This window comes from Bacteroides hominis (assembly GCF_033042785.2).
Lineage (GTDB): Bacteria > Bacteroidota > Bacteroidia > Bacteroidales > Bacteroidaceae > Bacteroides > Bacteroides hominis.
On sequence record NZ_CP178829.1, the window covers coordinates 4186507 to 4204749 of the forward strand.

Here is an 18243-nt window from a genome sequence, read left to right on the forward strand (position 1 = left end):
ATTTACTATTTTTTCCAATACTGATCTACCAGTTCCTTCTTGATATTCACTTCTTCCGGACGGAAATATTTGCCGAACAATCCCCATGCCACATCCAGCATTTCTGTCGTATCCAGATTGACGTCGATGGCAAGCAACTGATTGGAGTAGTCCTTGGCAAAAGCTAAAGTACGTTCGTCATAATTGGTCAGGTCAAAACCATTCTCCAACTTCGTCTTGGCGTTAGCGGCATCGGCATACAGACGTACCGCAGCATTCATCACCTGTGGATGGTCCTTACGGGTCTTCTTACCGGTTACCAACTGTTTCAGACGGGACAATGAACGGAACGGATCGACAATAACCTTACCAATATCGCTATCACGACGCAGGAACAACTGTCCTTCGGTGATATAACCGGTGTTATCGGGTACGGCATGCGTGATATCACCGCCGGACAACGTAGTCACGGCAATAATTGTGATGGAACCACCATCGGGAAATTGTACCGCTTTTTCGTAGATTTTAGCGAGGTCCGAATAAAGAGAACCCGGCATAGAGTCTTTCGAAGGAATCTGATCCATACGGTTCGACACGATAGCCAAAGCATCGGCATACGAAGTCATATCGGTCAGCAGAACCAATACTTTCTGATTGTGCTGTACTGCGAAATATTCAGCCGCAGTCAAAGCCATATCCGGTACCAGCAGACGTTCTACCGGAGGGTTCTCCGTGGTATTCACGAAACTGACGATACGGTCGAGCGCACCGGCATTGGAGAATACATTCTTAAAATACAGGTAGTCATCGTTTGTCATACCCATACCTCCCAGAATGATTTTATCTGTTTCCGCACGCAATGCTACGTTCGCCATCACTTGGTTAAACGGTTGGTCCGGATCGGCGAAGAAAGGAATCTTCTGACCGGAAACCAGGGTATTATTCAAGTCGATACCGGCAATACCGGTTGCAATCAGTTCTGAAGGTTGTTTACGGCGTACCGGATTCACAGAAGGACCTCCGATCTCGACTTCCTGTCCTTCAATCTCCGGTCCTCCGTCGATAGGATCACCAAAGGCGTTGAAAAAACGTCCGGCCAGTTGCTCGCTTACTTTCAGCGTAGGCGATTTACCCAGAAATACCACTTCGGCATTGGTCGGGATACCTTCCGTACCCTCAAACACCTGCAAAGTCACTTCGTCACCGGCTATCTTTACAACCTGAGCCAGTTTACCATTCACAGTGGCCAACTCATCATAACCTACCCCTGTAGCTTTCAGCGAGCAGGTAGCTTTGGTAATCTGAGTAATCTTAGTATATATTTTTTGAAATGCTTTTGTAGCCATGTTATTATTTACAATTTAGTTACAATCCACTATTTGACACTTCTCTCGGCAACCAACTCCTTCAATTGCTTCTGGAAACCTTCATATTGTTCCGATTTGAACTTTGAATAGTTCATTTGCTTGCAGATGTTAATCATCTTCTTGAAGTAGTCCATAACCTCATTAAAGTTGTCAAACTCAAATTCCGTATGACAGATGTCTATCACCATGTTCAAGATAGCTTCCTGGCGCTCCATCGGAGTAACGGCGTCAATTTCATCGAATGCATCCTGTTGCAATATAACGAAATCAATCAACTCCGACTTCCAGAAAATGACATGATATTCTACCGGCACACCGTCATCACCCAAGATGTTGATCTGCTCGGCAATTTCCTTACCACGCTGCAAACGCGTTTTGATCTCATTCACTTTACCGATCCATTCGTCGTTGATGTGTTCGGCAATGTATGCCTCAAATTCAGGATATTCGATATATTTAGAATAAGAGTCGATCGGATTCACAGCCGGATAGCGCTTCTTATCGGCACGATCCTGCTCCAGCGCATAGAAACAACGGGCTACCTTTTTAGTATTTTCAGTCACAGGTTCCTTCAGGTTACCTCCGGCAGGAGATACCGTACCGATAAAGGTAATAGAACCACTCTCACCGTTATTCAGTTTTACATAACCTGCACGACCGTAGAAGTTAGAAATGATTGAGGACAAGTCCATCGGGAATGCATCCGGTCCGGGCAACTCTTCCATACGGTTCGACATCTCACGCAATGCCTGTGCCCAACGGGAAGTAGAGTCTGCCATCAACAGGATCTTCAATCCCATCGCACGATAATATTCGGCAATCGTCATAGCCGTATACACAGAAGCTTCACGGGCCGCTACCGGCATGTTCGAAGTATTGGCAATAATAATGGTACGCTCCATCAGTTTACGTCCCGTATGTGGGTCCACCAGTTCTGGGAACTCAGTAAATATTTCCACAACCTCGTTCGCACGTTCACCGCAGGCGGCAATGATCACAATATCGGCCTCTGCCTGTTTAGAGATAGCATGCTGAAGTACGGTTTTACCTGTACCGAACGGACCGGGAATAAATCCTGTCCCCCCCTCTACTATCGGATTGACAGTGTCAATCACACGTACACCGGTTTCAAGCAATTTAAACGGACGCGGTTTTTCTTTATAATTCGTCATAGCCCTTTTTACCGGCCACTTTTGAATCATATTCACTTCAACGTTGTTTCCCTCTTCGTCTACCAAAACAGCAATTACGTCTTCAATCTTATAATCGCCTTCAGGTACAATCGATTTCACCGTGCAAACACCTTTCTGCGTGAAAGGTACCATGATCTTCAATGGCTGGAAGTTTTCATCCACCTGTCCTAACCAGGCAGATGCTTCCACTTTATCCCCTACATTGACAAGGGGAACAAAATGCCATACACTTTCTTTATCCAACGGATAGGTATATTGTCCTCTCTTCAGGAATACGCCATCCATCTTATCAAGGTCGTTTTGCAGACCATCGTAATTCTTCGATAACATACCGGGACCTAAGGTCACCTCAAGCATGTGTCCGGTAAATTCGGCTTCGGCTCCCACTTTCAATCCACGAGTGCTTTCGAACACCTGAACATATACATGTGTACCTACGACCTTAATCACCTCCGCCATTAATTTATCGCCACCGGTTGAGATATAACAAATCTCATTTTGAGCTACCGGTCCATCAACGACGAGGGTCACCATGTTGGCAATAACGCCACTAACAGTTCCTTTTGTTGCCATATATTTTTTTAATTTATTTATCCGAGTTTGGCAGGATTACCTGAATTCTGCGGGAATCTGCACTTCATTCTTCAGTGACTCTATGATACTGCGGAACAGTTGATTTCCTCTTTCCTTATCCAAAGAGATCCAACGTTCAATCATTTCCAGTTCCAATAAGAAAGCAAAAATACGTTCGATGGTAAAATAGTTAAAGAAAATAGCTTCCTCCATCCAGTTCCACCGTAAAGCATCCAACTTCTTCTCGCGTTCTACCAGTTCTGTTATTTCACTGATTTTCACTAACTGATCCAGAAAATCCACTTCACCGGAAAGTCCGAAATCACGGGCTCCGGAAGTTCGCAAAGCCTCACATATTTCCGTATCACCCACTATATTGCGGGCAACATCCCACTTATACTTCCGAGCGGTCAATGCCACAAGGATATTGTTAATTGTAAGATTGAATTCGAACCAGGAAGCCACAAACTTATTTCCGCATTTCATTGCATAATCATAATAAAGTGCAGCCAGATGATCTTCCAGTAAAACAGCATTGTCTGCCGGAGTATTGAAATAGTCGGAAATGAAAGTAGCAAGATATGCAGGAAATTCTTTAGTACTGATTTCTCCTCCTTCTTTAAGAACAGAGATATATTCAGCAAGTTCCTCCGCGGAGAAATTTCCCCGGGTATCAATGGCGGCTTCCTTATCTTTCAGAAGCTTCAGTACATTGGCATTATCAAACTTCAAATAAAACAGATCAATTAATTTTTGATCTGAAGCTGACAAGCCCGTGTAAATTTCCGTTTTAAAATCAGCTACTGTATAGCTCAGCTTACTGTCCTCAAGTGTGAGTTCCGGCAAACCGGCTACCAAGTAATAATATTTACTCATAACGCATCCCTTTAGAATAACATTTCTACCAACTGAGGACGCAGGAATGCTTTAAAGTAATTCATAAATTCCTCTTCTCCGAAATTCACTTTATATGAACCGTCTGCAGGAGATACAGAAAACAATGCCTTAATACCATTCACTTGTTCTATGGTAACACCTTTATCTAACAATGCTTTAGCATTGGCCGCAAAATACTTTCTCAAAGATTCCGCATCAGAAGTTGAGATGATAATCGGCTCGTCTACGCTCCATTTGGAAGCCAGAGCTACGATAAAAGCACTCAGAAAATCTTTATTCTGTGCAAACTCCTTTACCGGTGCGGTCACAATTTTATCAGTTACCATAGTGGCTATTTCTGATTTCAACGCATTTACTGCCTGACCGGCAAACAGTTTCAACTCTGATTTGGTATTCTCTGTCAGTTCATCGGCAGATTTACGAGAGGTGGCAATAATTGATTCAGCTTCTTTATGGGCATCTTCAACGATTTTTTTAGCTTCTTCCTGAGCATTCGCAATAAGACGGCGGGCTTCTTCATTACCTTTTTCGACGCCTTCGCGATAAATCTTATCGGTCAACTCTTGAATTTTGTTTTCCATATTCACGGACTATTTAGAAGTTTATATTATAATATCTAAGTGTTTCTCATCAGATTCTCGCCAAAAGTACAAAATTCAATCTGATAAAAAAAGAGAAAAGAGGAAGAAAACTGTTCGTAATCGCGAAAAGAAGCGTCCAAAAGTAAAGGTTATGACGATCCCGACACATTTATCTTCCCGTTTCATCTTTTCAGATGATGGCAAAGATAAACAGTCTGATAATACATCAAACATTGAATTATGATAAAACCGGAAAAATGAAGATTGAGTCAGGAGTATATGGGATGAAGCCGATAAAAAGATTATCAGGGGATATTGCTTATACCCAAAAACAAGTCATCCCCTCGTGTCTTCTGACCCGAGGGGATGAACTCTCTGAAAAAAACGGCGACTACCTACTCTCCCACTGTTACGCAGTACCATCGGCGTGATCAGGCTTAACTTCTCTGTTCGGAATGGGAAGAGGTGGAACCCTGATGCTATAGTCACCTGAATAAGGCAGACATAATGTACAAAAGTAAACTTAGCCGTCTATCAAACCGATAGTAAAGCTAAACGGATATATAAACCATAAAAGACAATAAAAGAAAGTCATCGGGCAATTAGTAACGCTCGGCTGTGATGTTACCACCTGTACACCTGCGTCCTATCAACGTTGTAGTCTACAACGACCCTAAAAGAAATCTAATCTTGTGGCTGGCTTCGTACTTAGATGCTTTCAGCACTTATCCAATCCCGACTTAGATACCCGGCAATGCACCTGGCGGCACAACCGGTAAACCAGAGGTCAGTCCAACACGGTCCTCTCGTACTAGTGTCAGAGCCACGCAAATTTCATGCGCCCACGATAGATAGAGACCGAACTGTCTCACGACGTTCTGAACCCAGCTCGCGTGCCACTTTAATGGGCGAACAGCCCAACCCTTGGGACCTTCTCCAGCCCCAGGATGTGACGAGCCGACATCGAGGTGCCAAACCCCTCCGTCGATATGAGCTCTTGGGAGGGATCAGCCTGTTATCCCCGGAGTACCTTTTATCCTTTGAGCGATGTCCCTTCCATACGGAAACACCGGATCACTATGCTCTAGTTTCCTACCTGATCGACTTGTAAGTCTCCCAGTCAAGCGCCCTTATGCCATTACACTCTGCCGCCGGTTACCAATCGGCGTGAGGGCACCTTTAGAAGCCTCCGTTACACTTTTGGAGGCGACCACCCCAGTCAAACTACCCACCAAACAGTGTCCTCGCAACGGCGAGTTAGAACTCAAATAATCAAAGGGCCGTATTTCAACAGCGACTCCACAAATACTGGCGTACCTGCTTCAAAGTCTCCGGCCTATCCTACACATCAATTACCCAAATTCAATGTTAAGCTATAGTAAAGGTTCACGGGGTCTTTTCGTCCCATCGCGGGTAATCGGCATCTTCACCGATACTACAATTTCACTGAGCTCACGGTTGAGACAGTGTCCAGATCATTACACCATTCGTGCAGGTCGGAACTTACCCGACAAGGAATTTCGCTACCTTAGGACCGTTATAGTTACGGCCGCCGTTTACTGGGGCTTCAATTCAATGCTTCTCTTGCGATGACATCTCCTCTTAACCTTCCAGCACCGGGCAGGTGTCAGGCTGTATACGTGATCTTTCAATTTTGCACAGCCCTGTGTTTTTGTTAAACAGTTGCCTGGACCTATTCTCTGCGCCCTCCCGTCACCGGGTAGGGACCCTTTATCCCGAAGTTACAGGGTCAATTTGCCTAGTTCCTTAACCGTGATTCACTCAAGCGCCTGAGTATATTCAACCCGACTACGTGTGTCCGTTTGCGGTACGGGTACCATTAAGATTAAGTTTAGCGGATTTTCTTGGGAGTATGTTTACACGCACTATTACCGTTTTCCGAGGAAATTGGTATACTATCAGGTTCGACTCTTATCCCGGATTTGCCTGGGATAATCAACATCTACACCCTTTAACGGACTATTCCGTCAGTCCGCGGCGTTGTCACTCCTCCGTCTCCACGTCACTCTTAATGCTAGTACAGGAATATTAACCTGTTCTGCCATCGGCATCACCGTTCGGCTGAGCCTTAGGACCCGACTAACCCTGATCCGATTAGCGTTGATCAGGAAACCTTAGTCTTGCGGCGAGGGGGTTTCTCACCCCCTTTATCGTTACTTATACCTACATTTGCTTTTCCACACGCTCCAGTAAAGCTCACGCTTCGCCTTCAACGCAGAGTGGAATGCTCCCCTACCGATACTTACGTATCCCATAGCTTCGGTAAAACACTTAATGCCCGATTATTATCCACGCCAAACTCCTCGACTAGTGAGCTGTTACGCACTCTTTAAATGAATGGCTGCTTCCAAGCCAACATCCTAGCTGTCTTAGCAATCTGACTTCGTTAGTTCAACTTAGTGTTTATTTGGGGACCTTAGCTGATGGTCTGGATTCTTCTCCTTTAGGACATGGACCTTAGCACCCATGCCCTCACTCCTGAGATCGAACTAATGCGCATTCGGAGTTTATCAAGACTTGATAGGCGGTGAAGCCCTCGCATCTTATCAGTCGCTCTACCTCACATTAGTAATTCTCAAGGCTGCACCTAAATGCATTTCGGGGAGTACGAGCTATCTCCAAGTTTGATTAGCCTTTCACCCCCACCCTCAGGTCATCCGGAAGCTTTTCAACGCTTATCGGTTCGGTCCTCCAGTTAGTGTTACCTAACCTTCAACCTGCCCAAGGGTAGATCACTTGGTTTCGCGTCTACTCCTTCCGACTATCCGCCCTGTTCAGACTCGCTTTCGCTTCGGATCCACATCTCAAGATGCTTAACCTTGCCGGAAAAAGTAACTCGTAGGTTCATTATGCAAAAGGCACGCCGTCACAGCATAAGCTGCTCCGACCGCTTGTAGGCGCATGGTTTCAGGGACTATTTCACTCTTCTATTCGAAGTGCTTTTCACCTTTCCTTCACAGTACTGGTTCGCTATCGGTCTCTCGGGAGTATTTAGCCTTACCGGATGGTCCCGGCTGGTTCACGCAGAATTCCTCGTGCTCCGCGCTACTCAGGATACCACTACGCTTCAGTTACCTTAGAATACCGGGCTATCACCGTCTATGGCGCGACTTTCCAGTCGCTTCTTCTCAATAACTTTCTTGCGAGAGCGTGGTCCTACAACCCCACACATGCCGTAACATGGGTGGTTTGGGCTATTCCCCGTTCGCTCGCCACTACTAGGGGAATCATTATTTATTTTCTTTTCCTGCAGGTACTAAGATGTTTCAGTTCCCTGCGTTAGCCTCCAACTTGGTTGGATGACATTCCTTCAGAATGCCGGGTTGTCCCATTCGGAAATCTTCGGATCAAAGGTTATTTGCACCTACCCGAAGCTTATCGCAGCTTATCACGTCCTTCATCGCCTCCGAGAGCCAAGGCATCCGCCATGCGCCCTTATTTACTTTCTTTTATCGCCAGGTTCATCTCCTTTTCTTAAAAAGGATCTGAACCAAATGGTTCGATATATACTTTTAGCTCTTACTAAATTTACTTTTTTTTGTACATCATGTCAAAGATCGTATGATAACATTCGGCAACTTGTGTTGCCGGAGTATCAATGGTGGAGAATAACGGATTCGAACCGTTGACCCTCTGCGTGCAAGGCAGATGCTCTAGCCAGCTGAGCTAATCCCCCCAATCATACAAGATAGTAATCTCGTCTTGGTAGTCCCAGGCAGAGTTGAACTGCCGACCTCTACATTATCAGTGTAGCGCTCTAACCAACTGAGCTATAGGACTGAGTTCCTATCGGCATTGTCGGCTGCGTTCGGCATAATAGATGCAAGCATCGCTTCTGCTCTCTCTTGCTCGACAATTCAACCGTGTCCTGTTTTTAGACTCGGCTTCTGTTTTTCTCTTGTTTATCTCTATCTATATTGCTATAGACGGTCGATCTATATTCTATAAATAAACAAGTACCAGTAGTACAATTTTAGAACCGATGAACGTCGTTTCCAACATCGCTCCAGAAAGGAGGTGTTCCAGCCGCACCTTCCGGTACGGCTACCTTGTTACGACTTAGCCCCAGTCACCAGTTTTACCCTAGGACGCTCCTTGCGGTTACGTACTTCAGGTACCCCCGGCTCCCATGGCTTGACGGGCGGTGTGTACAAGGCCCGGGAACGTATTCACCGCGCCGTGGCTGATGCGCGATTACTAGCGAATCCAGCTTCACGAAGTCGGGTTGCAGACTTCGATCCGAACTGAGAGAGGCTTTTGGGATTAGCATCCTGTCACCAGGTAGCTGCCTTCTGTACCCCCCATTGTAACACGTGTGTAGCCCCGGACGTAAGGGCCGTGCTGATTTGACGTCATCCCCACCTTCCTCACATCTTACGACGGCAGTCTCTCCAGAGTCCTCAGCATGACCTGTTAGTAACTGAAGATAAGGGTTGCGCTCGTTATGGCACTTAAGCCGACACCTCACGGCACGAGCTGACGACAACCATGCAGCACCTTCACAGCGGTGATTGCTCACTGACATGTTTCCACATCATTCCACTGCAATTTAAGCCCGGGTAAGGTTCCTCGCGTATCATCGAATTAAACCACATGTTCCTCCGCTTGTGCGGGCCCCCGTCAATTCCTTTGAGTTTCACCGTTGCCGGCGTACTCCCCAGGTGGAATACTTAATGCTTTCGCTTGGCCGCTTACTGTATATCGCAAACAGCGAGTATTCATCGTTTACTGTGTGGACTACCAGGGTATCTAATCCTGTTTGATACCCACACTTTCGAGCATCAGTGTCAGTTGCAGTCCAGTGAGCTGCCTTCGCAATCGGAGTTCTTCGTGATATCTAAGCATTTCACCGCTACACCACGAATTCCGCCCACCTCTACTGTACTCAAGACTGACAGTATCAACTGCAATTTTACGGTTGAGCCGCAAACTTTCACAACTGACTTACCAGTCCACCTACGCTCCCTTTAAACCCAATAAATCCGGATAACGCTCGGATCCTCCGTATTACCGCGGCTGCTGGCACGGAGTTAGCCGATCCTTATTCATATTATACATACAAAACAGTATACATACTGCACTTTATTCTAATATAAAAGAAGTTTACAACCCATAGGGCAGTCATCCTTCACGCTACTTGGCTGGTTCAGGCTCGCGCCCATTGACCAATATTCCTCACTGCTGCCTCCCGTAGGAGTTTGGACCGTGTCTCAGTTCCAATGTGGGGGACCTTCCTCTCAGAACCCCTATCCATCGAAGGCTTGGTGAGCCGTTACCTCACCAACAACCTAATGGAACGCATCCCCATCCTTTACCGGAATCCTTTAATAATCAAACCATGCGGAATAATTATCCCATCGGGTATTAATCTTTCTTTCGAAAGGCTATCCCCGAGTAAAGGGCAGGTTGGATACGTGTTACTCACCCGTGCGCCGGTCGCCAGCAAAGAAAGCAAGCTTTCTTCCTGATGCCCCTCGACTTGCATGTGTTAAGCCTGTAGCTAGCGTTCATCCTGAGCCAGGATCAAACTCTTCATTGTAAAAGTATTGTTATATATCCCGTAAGGGATAATATTAGCTCTGTTCAGGATGTCGAAAATTTATTGACGGTCATTTTTTCATATACCTATATAATAAGTATTGACGGTTCTAAATTTACTTGTACTACTTGTATTGTTTATCAATTTTTCAAAGAACTCTTCTTTTCGATTGTGCTTCGTTTCAAAAGCGGGTGCAAAGGTAAAAGGTTTATTTTAAAACACCAAATGTTTTGGAAGTTTTTTTTTAAATGTTTTTCCCGGTCTGTTCTCTGGCTCTCTTAGCGAAAGGAAAAGGCACCGGAATAAACGCCTTTTATCGCGAATCGGACTGCAAAGATAACGAATTTTAATATTAAACTCCAAAGAAAAAGGAGATTATTTTTGTTATCCGTTAAGGCAATCAATACGCACTTGCAACATGTCAATTTCAATCGGCTCTCCCTCTCTTGGAAAGCGGGTGCAAAAGTACGCGATTTACCAATACAAGGCAAATATATAAGGAAGTTTTTTAAATAAAAATATAAATTTAGATGTAAAGGACTGAGGGAGAGGCAGGTTTTAGAGCATACTTTTAAAAGAGGGGGAAAGGGAAGGTGAAGGGAACACATTATTATAATATATAAGAAGGGAATTTTCAGGAGATAAAGGAAAGGATATGTGCTACGAAAGGGAGGAGAACGAGTGTTTTGGGGTGGAATTGCGGAGAAAAATAGGGAATTGGAGGAAAATTGGAGGGGATGAAACTGGAATTGGACAGGGACTGAATGGAGAGTGAACGGGAATCAGATGGGAGTCAGATGGGAGTCAAACAGGGATTAAACTGAAAAGTCGGTGGGAATCAGACGAGGATTGGACGGAAATTAAAACAGGAATCAGACGGGGATTGAATGGAAATTGAGCAGGAGTCAAACAGTAATCAGACAAGGATCAAACAAGAATCAGACGGGAATTGAACGGAATCCTGCGTTAACATTGTTAATGCGGTTGGGGAAACATTTATTTCAGGGATGGAAATAACAAGGCTTTTGCTTCGAAAAGACTTGTTATTTGGAGACAAAAGCCTTGATTTAACATCCTGTTAAATCAGGTAATAGGAAGAGAAGAAACGAAAGGAAGAAAAAGATTGAAGATGAAGACAATAGAGAGACAAGGGAATGTTTTCCGGGAAAAGGGATAAGTGGCGGACCGAAAAGGATAGTTACGATTGAAGTAAGTATAGTTGCGATCAAAGCAGATATGGGTGCAATCAGAGCAGGTATAGGTGCAATTAAAGCAAGTGCCAATGCAATTCGGAAGAACACATTTGCGATCCGTAAAGCCTAGTTATACAATATTTTCACAAGCAAAATTTGGGATGGAAACGGGAGAAGCCTACCTTTTAAACCAAAGGCTCGTTGGTTTAAAACCAAGGAAGCGTTGATTTTAGAGGTAAAGGGTCTTGGTTTTAAAAGTAAAAGGATGGCCGTATAAGGAGGCTATAGGGGCGTTTTTCAGAAAATTGAGAAATGATCAGAGAAAAAGGGAGAATAAGGAAATATACCGATTTAAGAAGAGACGAAGTTGAAAATTAACGGTAATTGAACCACAGATTAAAGTAAGTCGTTACTATTCTTATCCTCCTTCCCTTCCATTTATAAGAATAGAATAAGAATAGTAACGACACTAACAATTTCTATTGAAAGCCCTTCTTACAAATAACCGGCATAAGAGGACTACAGTAAATTTATATAATCCGTAGTGAACTATTTACGACTCCTTCACCAACTGCCCCATAGCCCATACCGCCTTGACGTTCAGATCACGATCCAGGATCAGAATATCCGCATCTTTATCCTTCTGGAGAGATCCTTTACGGTCATAAACTCCCATAATACGGGCAGGAGTCTCAGAAGCCATACGTATGGCATCTGCCAGGGGAATATCAGCCTTCACCATTGTACGCACCAACTGATCCATGGTAGCAATACTACCTGCCAAGGCCGAACGGTCGGCAAGCTTGCACACACCGTCTTCTATAATAATACGGGGATCGTCAATTGCCTTGCCTTCAGCAGCCGCATATGAAAGTGCGTCGGTCACCAGGCAAGTATGCTCCACTCCCTTCAGCTTATAAGCCAGTTTCAAAATAGTGGAAGGCAAATGAATGCCGTCAGCAATCAGCTCGATAGTCATGCCATCGGTCAGGTAGACACTCTCAACCGTTCCCTCGTATTTATATTCGCGACGCTTATGAAAGCCCGGCATTGCATTGTAGAAGTGCGCAGCATGTGTAAATCCTGCCTCGTATGCTTCCTTTATGCCATCATATTCGGCTTCCGTATGCGAAACAGCTCCTACAATGCCCTTCGACTTCAGATAACGTGCAAAGTCAAGTGCTCCGGGCAGTTCGGGAGAAGCGTCCCAACGCTTGATGCAATCGGTGCTTTCAAGCAAAGAGGTGTATTCTGCCACATCGACTTCTTTCACTTGGTTTGCAAACTGTTCTCCCGCCATCTTACGGTTCAGGTAAGGGCCTTCCACATGCAAGCCGAGTATCGGGCTATCGGATTCGGCCATCAGTTTTTCGCATATATCTACAGCTTTGCGTATTTCGGAAAACGGAGAAGAAGAAAGTGTCGGAAAAAAGCTGGTGGCACCGTGCTTCATGTGTGCAGCTATCGCCGTGCGGAAAGCCTCTTCGGTACATTCCGTAAAATCGTGTCCTCCTCCGCCATGGGCATGCATACAAACAAAACCGGGAACAATATACATTCCTCTGGCATCCACCAGATCGGCACCGATCAGCGCCAGGTCGCAATTAGTTACTTCCAGAATTTTTCCATCTCTCATCAACACAGAACCTTCGTTCAACCAACCTTGCGGAGTAAATATGCGTCCATTGATAATTTGAGTCAACATGATAAATTACAGTATTAGAGATTCATACTCGTGTTATTTTTGTTTATTGGAAACAAAATTAGACACTTCTGTTGAGATAGAAAAATAAAATAGCTTTTCTTTTCAGTTTTATTTCAGAAATAAGCCTTTTCTTTGCAGGTAGAAATAAAAAGCCCTATGAAAATATTAATAATCGAAGACGAACCCTCACTGAGGGAACTTATCCAGCGTTCGCTCGAAAAAGAACGCTATGTAGTGGAAGCTGCCGCAGACTTCCAGTCGGGATTACGCAAGATAGAGGACTACGATTACGACTGCGTCTTGCTGGACATTATGTTGCCTGACGGCAATGGGCTGAATCTGCTGGAGCAACTGAAGAAGATGCATAAACGGGAAAATGTAATTATCATCTCGGCCAAAGACTCCCTGGACGATAAAGTACTGGGACTGGAACTGGGTGCCGACGACTATCTGCCCAAACCCTTTCACCTGGCCGAATTAAATGCCCGCATCAAAAGTGTGATCCGACGCCAGCGCCGCGACGGAGAAATGGACATACGCCTGGCCAACATACGTATCGTTCCCGATACATTCCAGGTATTCGTAGATGACAAGGAAATAGAATTAAACCGCAAAGAGTATGATATTCTTCTCTACTTTGCCAACCGTCCCGGACGACTGGTAAACAAAAACACACTTGCCGAATCGGTGTGGGGAGATCATATCGACCAAGTAGACAATTTTGATTTCATCTATGCGCAAATCAAGAATCTGAGAAAGAAACTTAAAGATGCCGGTGCCTTGGCAGAACTGAAGGCTGTATATGGATTCGGCTACAAAATGACTGTTGAATAAAAAAAGACCCTACCTCCATGAAGTTGATATACCGCATTATCATCCGCATCGCACTCATGCTGACAGTTGTTCTCGGGGCATGGGCTGTATTTTTCTATATAGCCGTGATAGATGAAGTGAACGACGAAGTAGACGACTCTCTGGAGGATTACTCGGAAACCATCATTATCCGTGCCCTGGCCGGAGAAGAACTGCCCTCGAAAAACAATGGGTCGAACAATCAGTACTATCTTAGAAAAGTAAGCAAAGAGTATGCCGACGAACGCGAAGATATCTGCTACAAAGACTCCATGGTTTATATTGTGGAGAAGGAAGAGACTGAACCGGCACGCATACTGACCACCTTATTCAAAGATGACGAAGGGCAATATTACGAGCTTACCGTATCGACACCGACGATCGAGAAGGACGACCTGAAAGACGCCATGCTGGGATGGATTATTTTTCTGTACATCGTCCTGCTGCTCACCATCCTGATTGTCTGCATCTGGATATTTCACCGCAGCATGAAGCCACTTTACAATCTGCTGCGCTGGCTGGATGCCTACAGGATAGGCCGTCCCAATCGCCCTTTGAAGAATGAAACGCAAATTACGGAGTTCAGGAAGCTGAACGAAGCAGCCATCCGCAATGCGGAACGAAGCGAGCACATCTTTGAACAACAAAAGCAATTCATCGGCAATGCTTCACACGAAATGCAAACGCCGTTAGCCATCTGCCGGAATCGCCTGGAAATGCTGATGGAAGACGACTCCTTGTCTGAAGCACAGTTGGAAGAGCTGATAAAAACGCACCAGACCCTGGAGCATATCACCAAGCTCAATAAATCGCTGCTGTTACTATCCAAAATAGATAACGGACAATTCTCCGAGACCCAAACGGTGGAATTCAACAGCATGCTCAAGCGATATATAGAAGATTATGAAGAAGTATACGGCTATCGGGAAATTGAGCTGACGCTGGATGAACAGGGAATATTCCGGGCGGAAATGAATGAATCATTAGCAGTCGCCCTGATAACGAACCTGCTCAAAAATGCGTTTGTACACAACGTAGACGGTGGACATATCCGGATTGAAATAACCGGCCATAGCATGACCTTCAGGAATAGCGGCACAGACCGTCCCCTGGATGCGACCCATATCTTTGAACGATTCTATCAGGGAAGCAAAAAGGAAGGTTCGACCGGACTGGGACTTGCCATAGCCGACTCCATCTGCAAATTACAGCATCTCACACTCAGGTATTATTTTGAGAAAGATGAACACTGTTTCGAATTACGGAAGAACAATTTCACCACAGATTACGCAGATTAACACAGAACGAATCTAATCTACTGAAAGCCGGCGACATTCATCTGCACAAATCCGTGTAATCTGTGGTGGATGCGACTCCCCAACACACCTGCCTGTACAAAATCTTTTCATATCTATTGCGAGAAGGACTTCTCGCTCAGCGTTAAATGTTGTGTAAATATACAGTATAAGTTCAACCGGATGAACAAGAGTAATCGAACTTTTATTTAGAAAAAAGTATCAAAATGGAGAGAATTCCCAATTCTTTTCAGAATCGACCTTCATCTTTGCAATATAAATTAATTGCTAACAGTAAAAACCATTAAAAAAGGATGAATATGAAAAAGTTACTTATTTTATTCGTATGCCTGTTCACTCTGCAAACCATCGCAAGAGCGGACGATGATAAACCTATCCAGGTAAGCCAAATGCCGCAGAAGGCACAGCAGTTCATCAAACAACATTTTGCCGGCAACAACATTGCCATGGCCAAAGTTGAAAGCGATTTCTTACAGAAAAGCTACGACGTCATTTTCACCGACGGCAACAAAGTGGAATTCGACAAGAAAGGAAACTGGACTGAAGTAAATTGCAAATTCAGTGTAGTGCCACAGGGCATAATACCCGCTCCTATCCAGAAGTACGTAACCACCAACTATGCGGACGCGAAGATTCTGAAAATAGAACGTGATAAAGCGGATTACGAAGTGAAACTGTCCAACGGATGGGAACTAAAATTCGACTCTAAATTTAATTTAATCGATATTGATAACTGATGTTACGCACATATACGGGTATAATTCCGCTTTATTACAATATGCGCATAACATGAATTGACAACTAAAAAAAGTATAGTAGAAATGAAACTGAAAATGTATTTTCTTCTTTTGGCACTGGGTGCCCTGGGATTACAAAGCTGTGATAACGATGATGATGATGATCTGTCTTATGTACCGGCAGAACTGAAAAACGCATTCACCGCAAAGTACCCGACAGTCAGCAATGAAAAGTGGGAAACAAAAGGTAACTATTATGTGGCTGACTTCCGCCATCAAAACTATGAAACCTCTGCTTGGTTTACTCCGGACGGAACATGGCAAATGACAGAAACCGACATTCCATATCAGGCTCTGCCCTCAGCGGTAAAAAGTGCTTTTGAAAGCAGTGAATATGCAAAATGGAAAATAGATGATGTAGATATGCTGGAACGTCTGGATATGGAAACCGTATATGTCATCGAAGTAGAATCCGGCAAACAAGAGTTCGACCTGTATTATTCGGCAGAAGGAATCCTTATTAAAAACGTTGCAGACACGGACAATGATTCGGGGAATTACCTTCCGGCCGAAGTCCCCGCAGCCATCGAGAACTTTATAAAAGAGAAGTATCCGAATGCGCGCCTGGCAGAGGTTGAAGTGGAACATGGAATGACAGAAGTCGATATTATCCACAACAATATCAGCAAAGAGGTTGTATTCAACAGCTCCAACCAATGGGCATACACTTCCTGGGACGTACACCGGAATGCACTACCGGTTGAGGTGACCAATGCAATTGCCTCTTCACCACAATATGCCGGATATCACGTAGATGAAGCCGACTTTTTTGAAACTCCCACAGGCGAATACTATCTGGTTGAACTGGAAAAAGGAGAGCTGGAAGTAAAAGTGAAAATCACCGCAAAAGGAGAATTCATCCCATAAGTACTAAAACCGTGACAGGTGACCGACCTGACACAATGCATAAAAAGTGTGTCAAAACTCTTTTCACCACGGAGTAACACAGAGTAGCACAGAGTCTTTTAACTAATAATCAATAACTTAAAATCGCCTCTGTGTTATTCTGTGTCCTCTGTGGTGAGTTTTGATTCAGCCTCACTTTTATTGCTTATTTATACCAACCGGTATCTGCCCAACCGGAAGCCTTATACCATCCCGTATCCCGGTAGGACGTATTGGTAGACTCCCTATTCGTCATTGGAATATAAGTGGAAAGCCCTTTCGCCTTTGAGTCCATGGTAAACATGCCGACGTATGCCGAATAGTTGCGCGGAGTCGACTTCCAGTAAACCATTACCTTATCAAAAGCCGCCTTCCATGCATCATAATCGCTGTTACCGGCTGTCAGCTTGTAAATATACTGATCGAGGTCATGATATAACGCCAGGTATCTCCGGTCATAACACATCACCCCTGAAAGATCGAAATCAGTCTTTCCCGTCACATATTTGGGAAGTATCTTTGCTGTGGCAGCTGCCAGATTTTCAAGTTCACTCATTTTTGCGACTCCCACCGAAACCCCACCGGTCCAGTTTTCATTAGTCAGCCCTACCCCGTCGTTATACCTGTTTTCATAGTAGGTATAATAAGCAGAGACAATCTTCATGGTCGGGTTTCCGGCAGTAAACATAGCGGGAACCACGTCTTCATAAGGAGCTCCTACACCGGGAATTTCAGTAGGCGAGCTGATCATATAGTCACCGCAGTCACGTAAAGCATAAGCCACTTCCACCGACTCCATGAAACAGGCATCGAAGAGCAAGAAATCAAGCTTTGGAGCCACCTGTAAGGCTTCGTGCAGATCGGCTATATTCATATAATCATTGCCGTCTTGTCCGAACCAGCGCGTTTTGGCCGGCGAGGGTATCCATCCTTCTCCATGCGACCAGAAGCCCATACCGTAACTCTCTGCCTTATAAGTATTGAAAGCAGTTGAAATGACTTTTTTCATAACAGCCACATCCGTTGAGTTCTGTTCCGGATAGTTGGCAACCACTTCTTCCACAACCTGCCCTTTACTGTTTTTACCCAAACGAACCAGACGGGGAGCCGAATAGTCATCGATATAAACCAACAGATTATTAGACGTTGCATCCACCTGCTTCATTCCTTTTATCATTTCTTCCATATCCAGCCGGGCAAATGGAGACAAAGAGTTTTGCGCCATCATATAAATTAAAACCGTACGCGAACCATACGCCGGAAGAGTAGGTTCATCTTCATTCCGGCAAGCGCTGAACAACATGACAAAACTTACAAAAAAAAGAATCATTTTTGATTTCATATC

Annotated in this window: 10 protein-coding genes, 2 tRNA genes and 3 rRNA genes; 4 read left to right on the forward strand and 11 right to left on the reverse strand. The window is 44.7% G+C overall.

Features of this window, described 5'->3' with window-relative positions; translation table 11 throughout:
• Positions 1–5: 5 nt before the first annotated feature.
• From R3O62_RS17685 to nagA, 10 genes are all read right to left on the reverse strand, one after another.
• Positions 6–1325: a V-type ATP synthase subunit B gene (locus tag R3O62_RS17685; RefSeq protein WP_005778472.1), complete on the reverse strand. Its 1320-nt coding sequence runs from the start codon at positions 1323–1325 to the stop codon at positions 6–8.
• A gap of 29 nt (positions 1326–1354) precedes the next feature.
• Positions 1355–3112, reverse strand: a complete 1758-nt coding sequence (locus R3O62_RS17690; protein ID WP_005778474.1) for a V-type ATP synthase subunit A — start codon at positions 3110–3112, stop codon at positions 1355–1357.
• A gap of 36 nt (positions 3113–3148) precedes the next feature.
• Positions 3149–3988 carry a DUF2764 domain-containing protein gene (locus R3O62_RS17695; protein WP_005778475.1) on the reverse strand — a complete coding sequence of 280 codons (840 nt, stop codon included), beginning with the start codon at positions 3986–3988 and terminating at the stop codon, positions 3149–3151.
• 11 nt (positions 3989–3999) lie between these two features.
• The gene (locus R3O62_RS17700; RefSeq protein WP_005778476.1) at positions 4000–4590 is read right to left on the reverse strand and encodes a V-type ATP synthase subunit E family protein; all 591 of its coding nucleotides are present in this window, start codon (positions 4588–4590) and stop codon (positions 4000–4002) included.
• Between the two features lie 382 nt (positions 4591–4972).
• Positions 4973–5083 (reverse strand): 5S ribosomal RNA (gene rrf, locus R3O62_RS17705).
• Positions 5084–5172: 89 nt separating this feature from the next.
• A 23S ribosomal RNA gene (locus R3O62_RS17710) occupies positions 5173–8060 on the reverse strand.
• Positions 8061–8210: 150 nt separating this feature from the next.
• Positions 8211–8287 (reverse strand) — tRNA-Ala (locus R3O62_RS17715).
• A 27-nt stretch (positions 8288–8314) separates the two neighbouring features.
• Positions 8315–8391 (reverse strand) — tRNA-Ile (locus tag R3O62_RS17720).
• A 230-nt stretch (positions 8392–8621) separates the two neighbouring features.
• A 16S ribosomal RNA gene (locus R3O62_RS17725) occupies positions 8622–10150 on the reverse strand.
• The 16S, 23S and 5S rRNA genes sit together here with 2 tRNA genes alongside, the layout of an rRNA operon.
• Before the next feature lie 1746 nt (positions 10151–11896).
• Positions 11897–13048, reverse strand: a complete 1152-nt coding sequence (gene nagA, locus R3O62_RS17730; protein WP_032530488.1) for an N-acetylglucosamine-6-phosphate deacetylase — start codon at positions 13046–13048, stop codon at positions 11897–11899.
• Positions 13049–13204: 156 nt separating this feature from the next.
• Between nagA and R3O62_RS17735 the strand changes: the two genes are divergently transcribed.
• The 4 genes from R3O62_RS17735 to R3O62_RS17750 all read left to right on the forward strand — a co-directional run bounded on the left by R3O62_RS17735 (position 13205) and on the right by R3O62_RS17750 (position 16880).
• On the forward strand, positions 13205–13882 hold the full coding sequence (locus tag R3O62_RS17735; protein ID WP_005779794.1) for a response regulator transcription factor: 678 nt from the start codon (positions 13205–13207) through the stop codon (positions 13880–13882).
• A gap of 17 nt (positions 13883–13899) precedes the next feature.
• Entirely contained in the window at positions 13900–15198 is a 1299-nt protein-coding gene (locus tag R3O62_RS17740; protein WP_022012485.1) for a sensor histidine kinase, read from the forward strand.
• Positions 15199–15515: 317 nt separating this feature from the next.
• Positions 15516–15953, forward strand: a complete 438-nt coding sequence (locus R3O62_RS17745; protein WP_005806767.1) for a PepSY-like domain-containing protein — start codon at positions 15516–15518, stop codon at positions 15951–15953.
• A gap of 84 nt (positions 15954–16037) precedes the next feature.
• A complete protein-coding gene (locus R3O62_RS17750; protein ID WP_032530486.1) occupies positions 16038–16880 on the forward strand; it encodes a PepSY-like domain-containing protein in 843 nt (280 codons plus the stop codon).
• 184 nt (positions 16881–17064) lie between these two features.
• Here R3O62_RS17750 and R3O62_RS17755 read toward each other — a convergent pair whose 3' ends face one another.
• Entirely contained in the window at positions 17065–18240 is a 1176-nt protein-coding gene (locus R3O62_RS17755) for a clostripain-related cysteine peptidase (protein WP_032530485.1), read from the reverse strand.
• Positions 18241–18243 lie beyond the last annotated feature (3 nt).

Coding starts and splice junctions, on each gene's coding strand:
- R3O62_RS17685 (WP_005778472.1), bottom strand. CDS start 1,325: ATGGCTACAAAAGCATTTCAAAAAATATATACTAAGATTACTCAGATT.
- R3O62_RS17750 (WP_032530486.1), top strand. CDS start 16,038: ATGAAACTGAAAATGTATTTTCTTCTTTTGGCACTGGGTGCCCTGGGA.
- nagA (WP_032530488.1), bottom strand. CDS start 13,048: ATGTTGACTCAAATTATCAATGGACGCATATTTACTCCGCAAGGTTGG.
- R3O62_RS17735 (WP_005779794.1), top strand. CDS start 13,205: ATGAAAATATTAATAATCGAAGACGAACCCTCACTGAGGGAACTTATC.
- R3O62_RS17745 (WP_005806767.1), top strand. CDS start 15,516: ATGAAAAAGTTACTTATTTTATTCGTATGCCTGTTCACTCTGCAAACC.
- R3O62_RS17690 (WP_005778474.1), bottom strand. CDS start 3,112: ATGGCAACAAAAGGAACTGTTAGTGGCGTTATTGCCAACATGGTGACC.
- R3O62_RS17700 (WP_005778476.1), bottom strand. CDS start 4,590: ATGGAAAACAAAATTCAAGAGTTGACCGATAAGATTTATCGCGAAGGC.
- R3O62_RS17740 (WP_022012485.1), top strand. CDS start 13,900: ATGAAGTTGATATACCGCATTATCATCCGCATCGCACTCATGCTGACA.
- R3O62_RS17755 (WP_032530485.1), bottom strand. CDS start 18,240: ATGAAATCAAAAATGATTCTTTTTTTTGTAAGTTTTGTCATGTTGTTC.
- R3O62_RS17695 (WP_005778475.1), bottom strand. CDS start 3,988: ATGAGTAAATATTATTACTTGGTAGCCGGTTTGCCGGAACTCACACTT.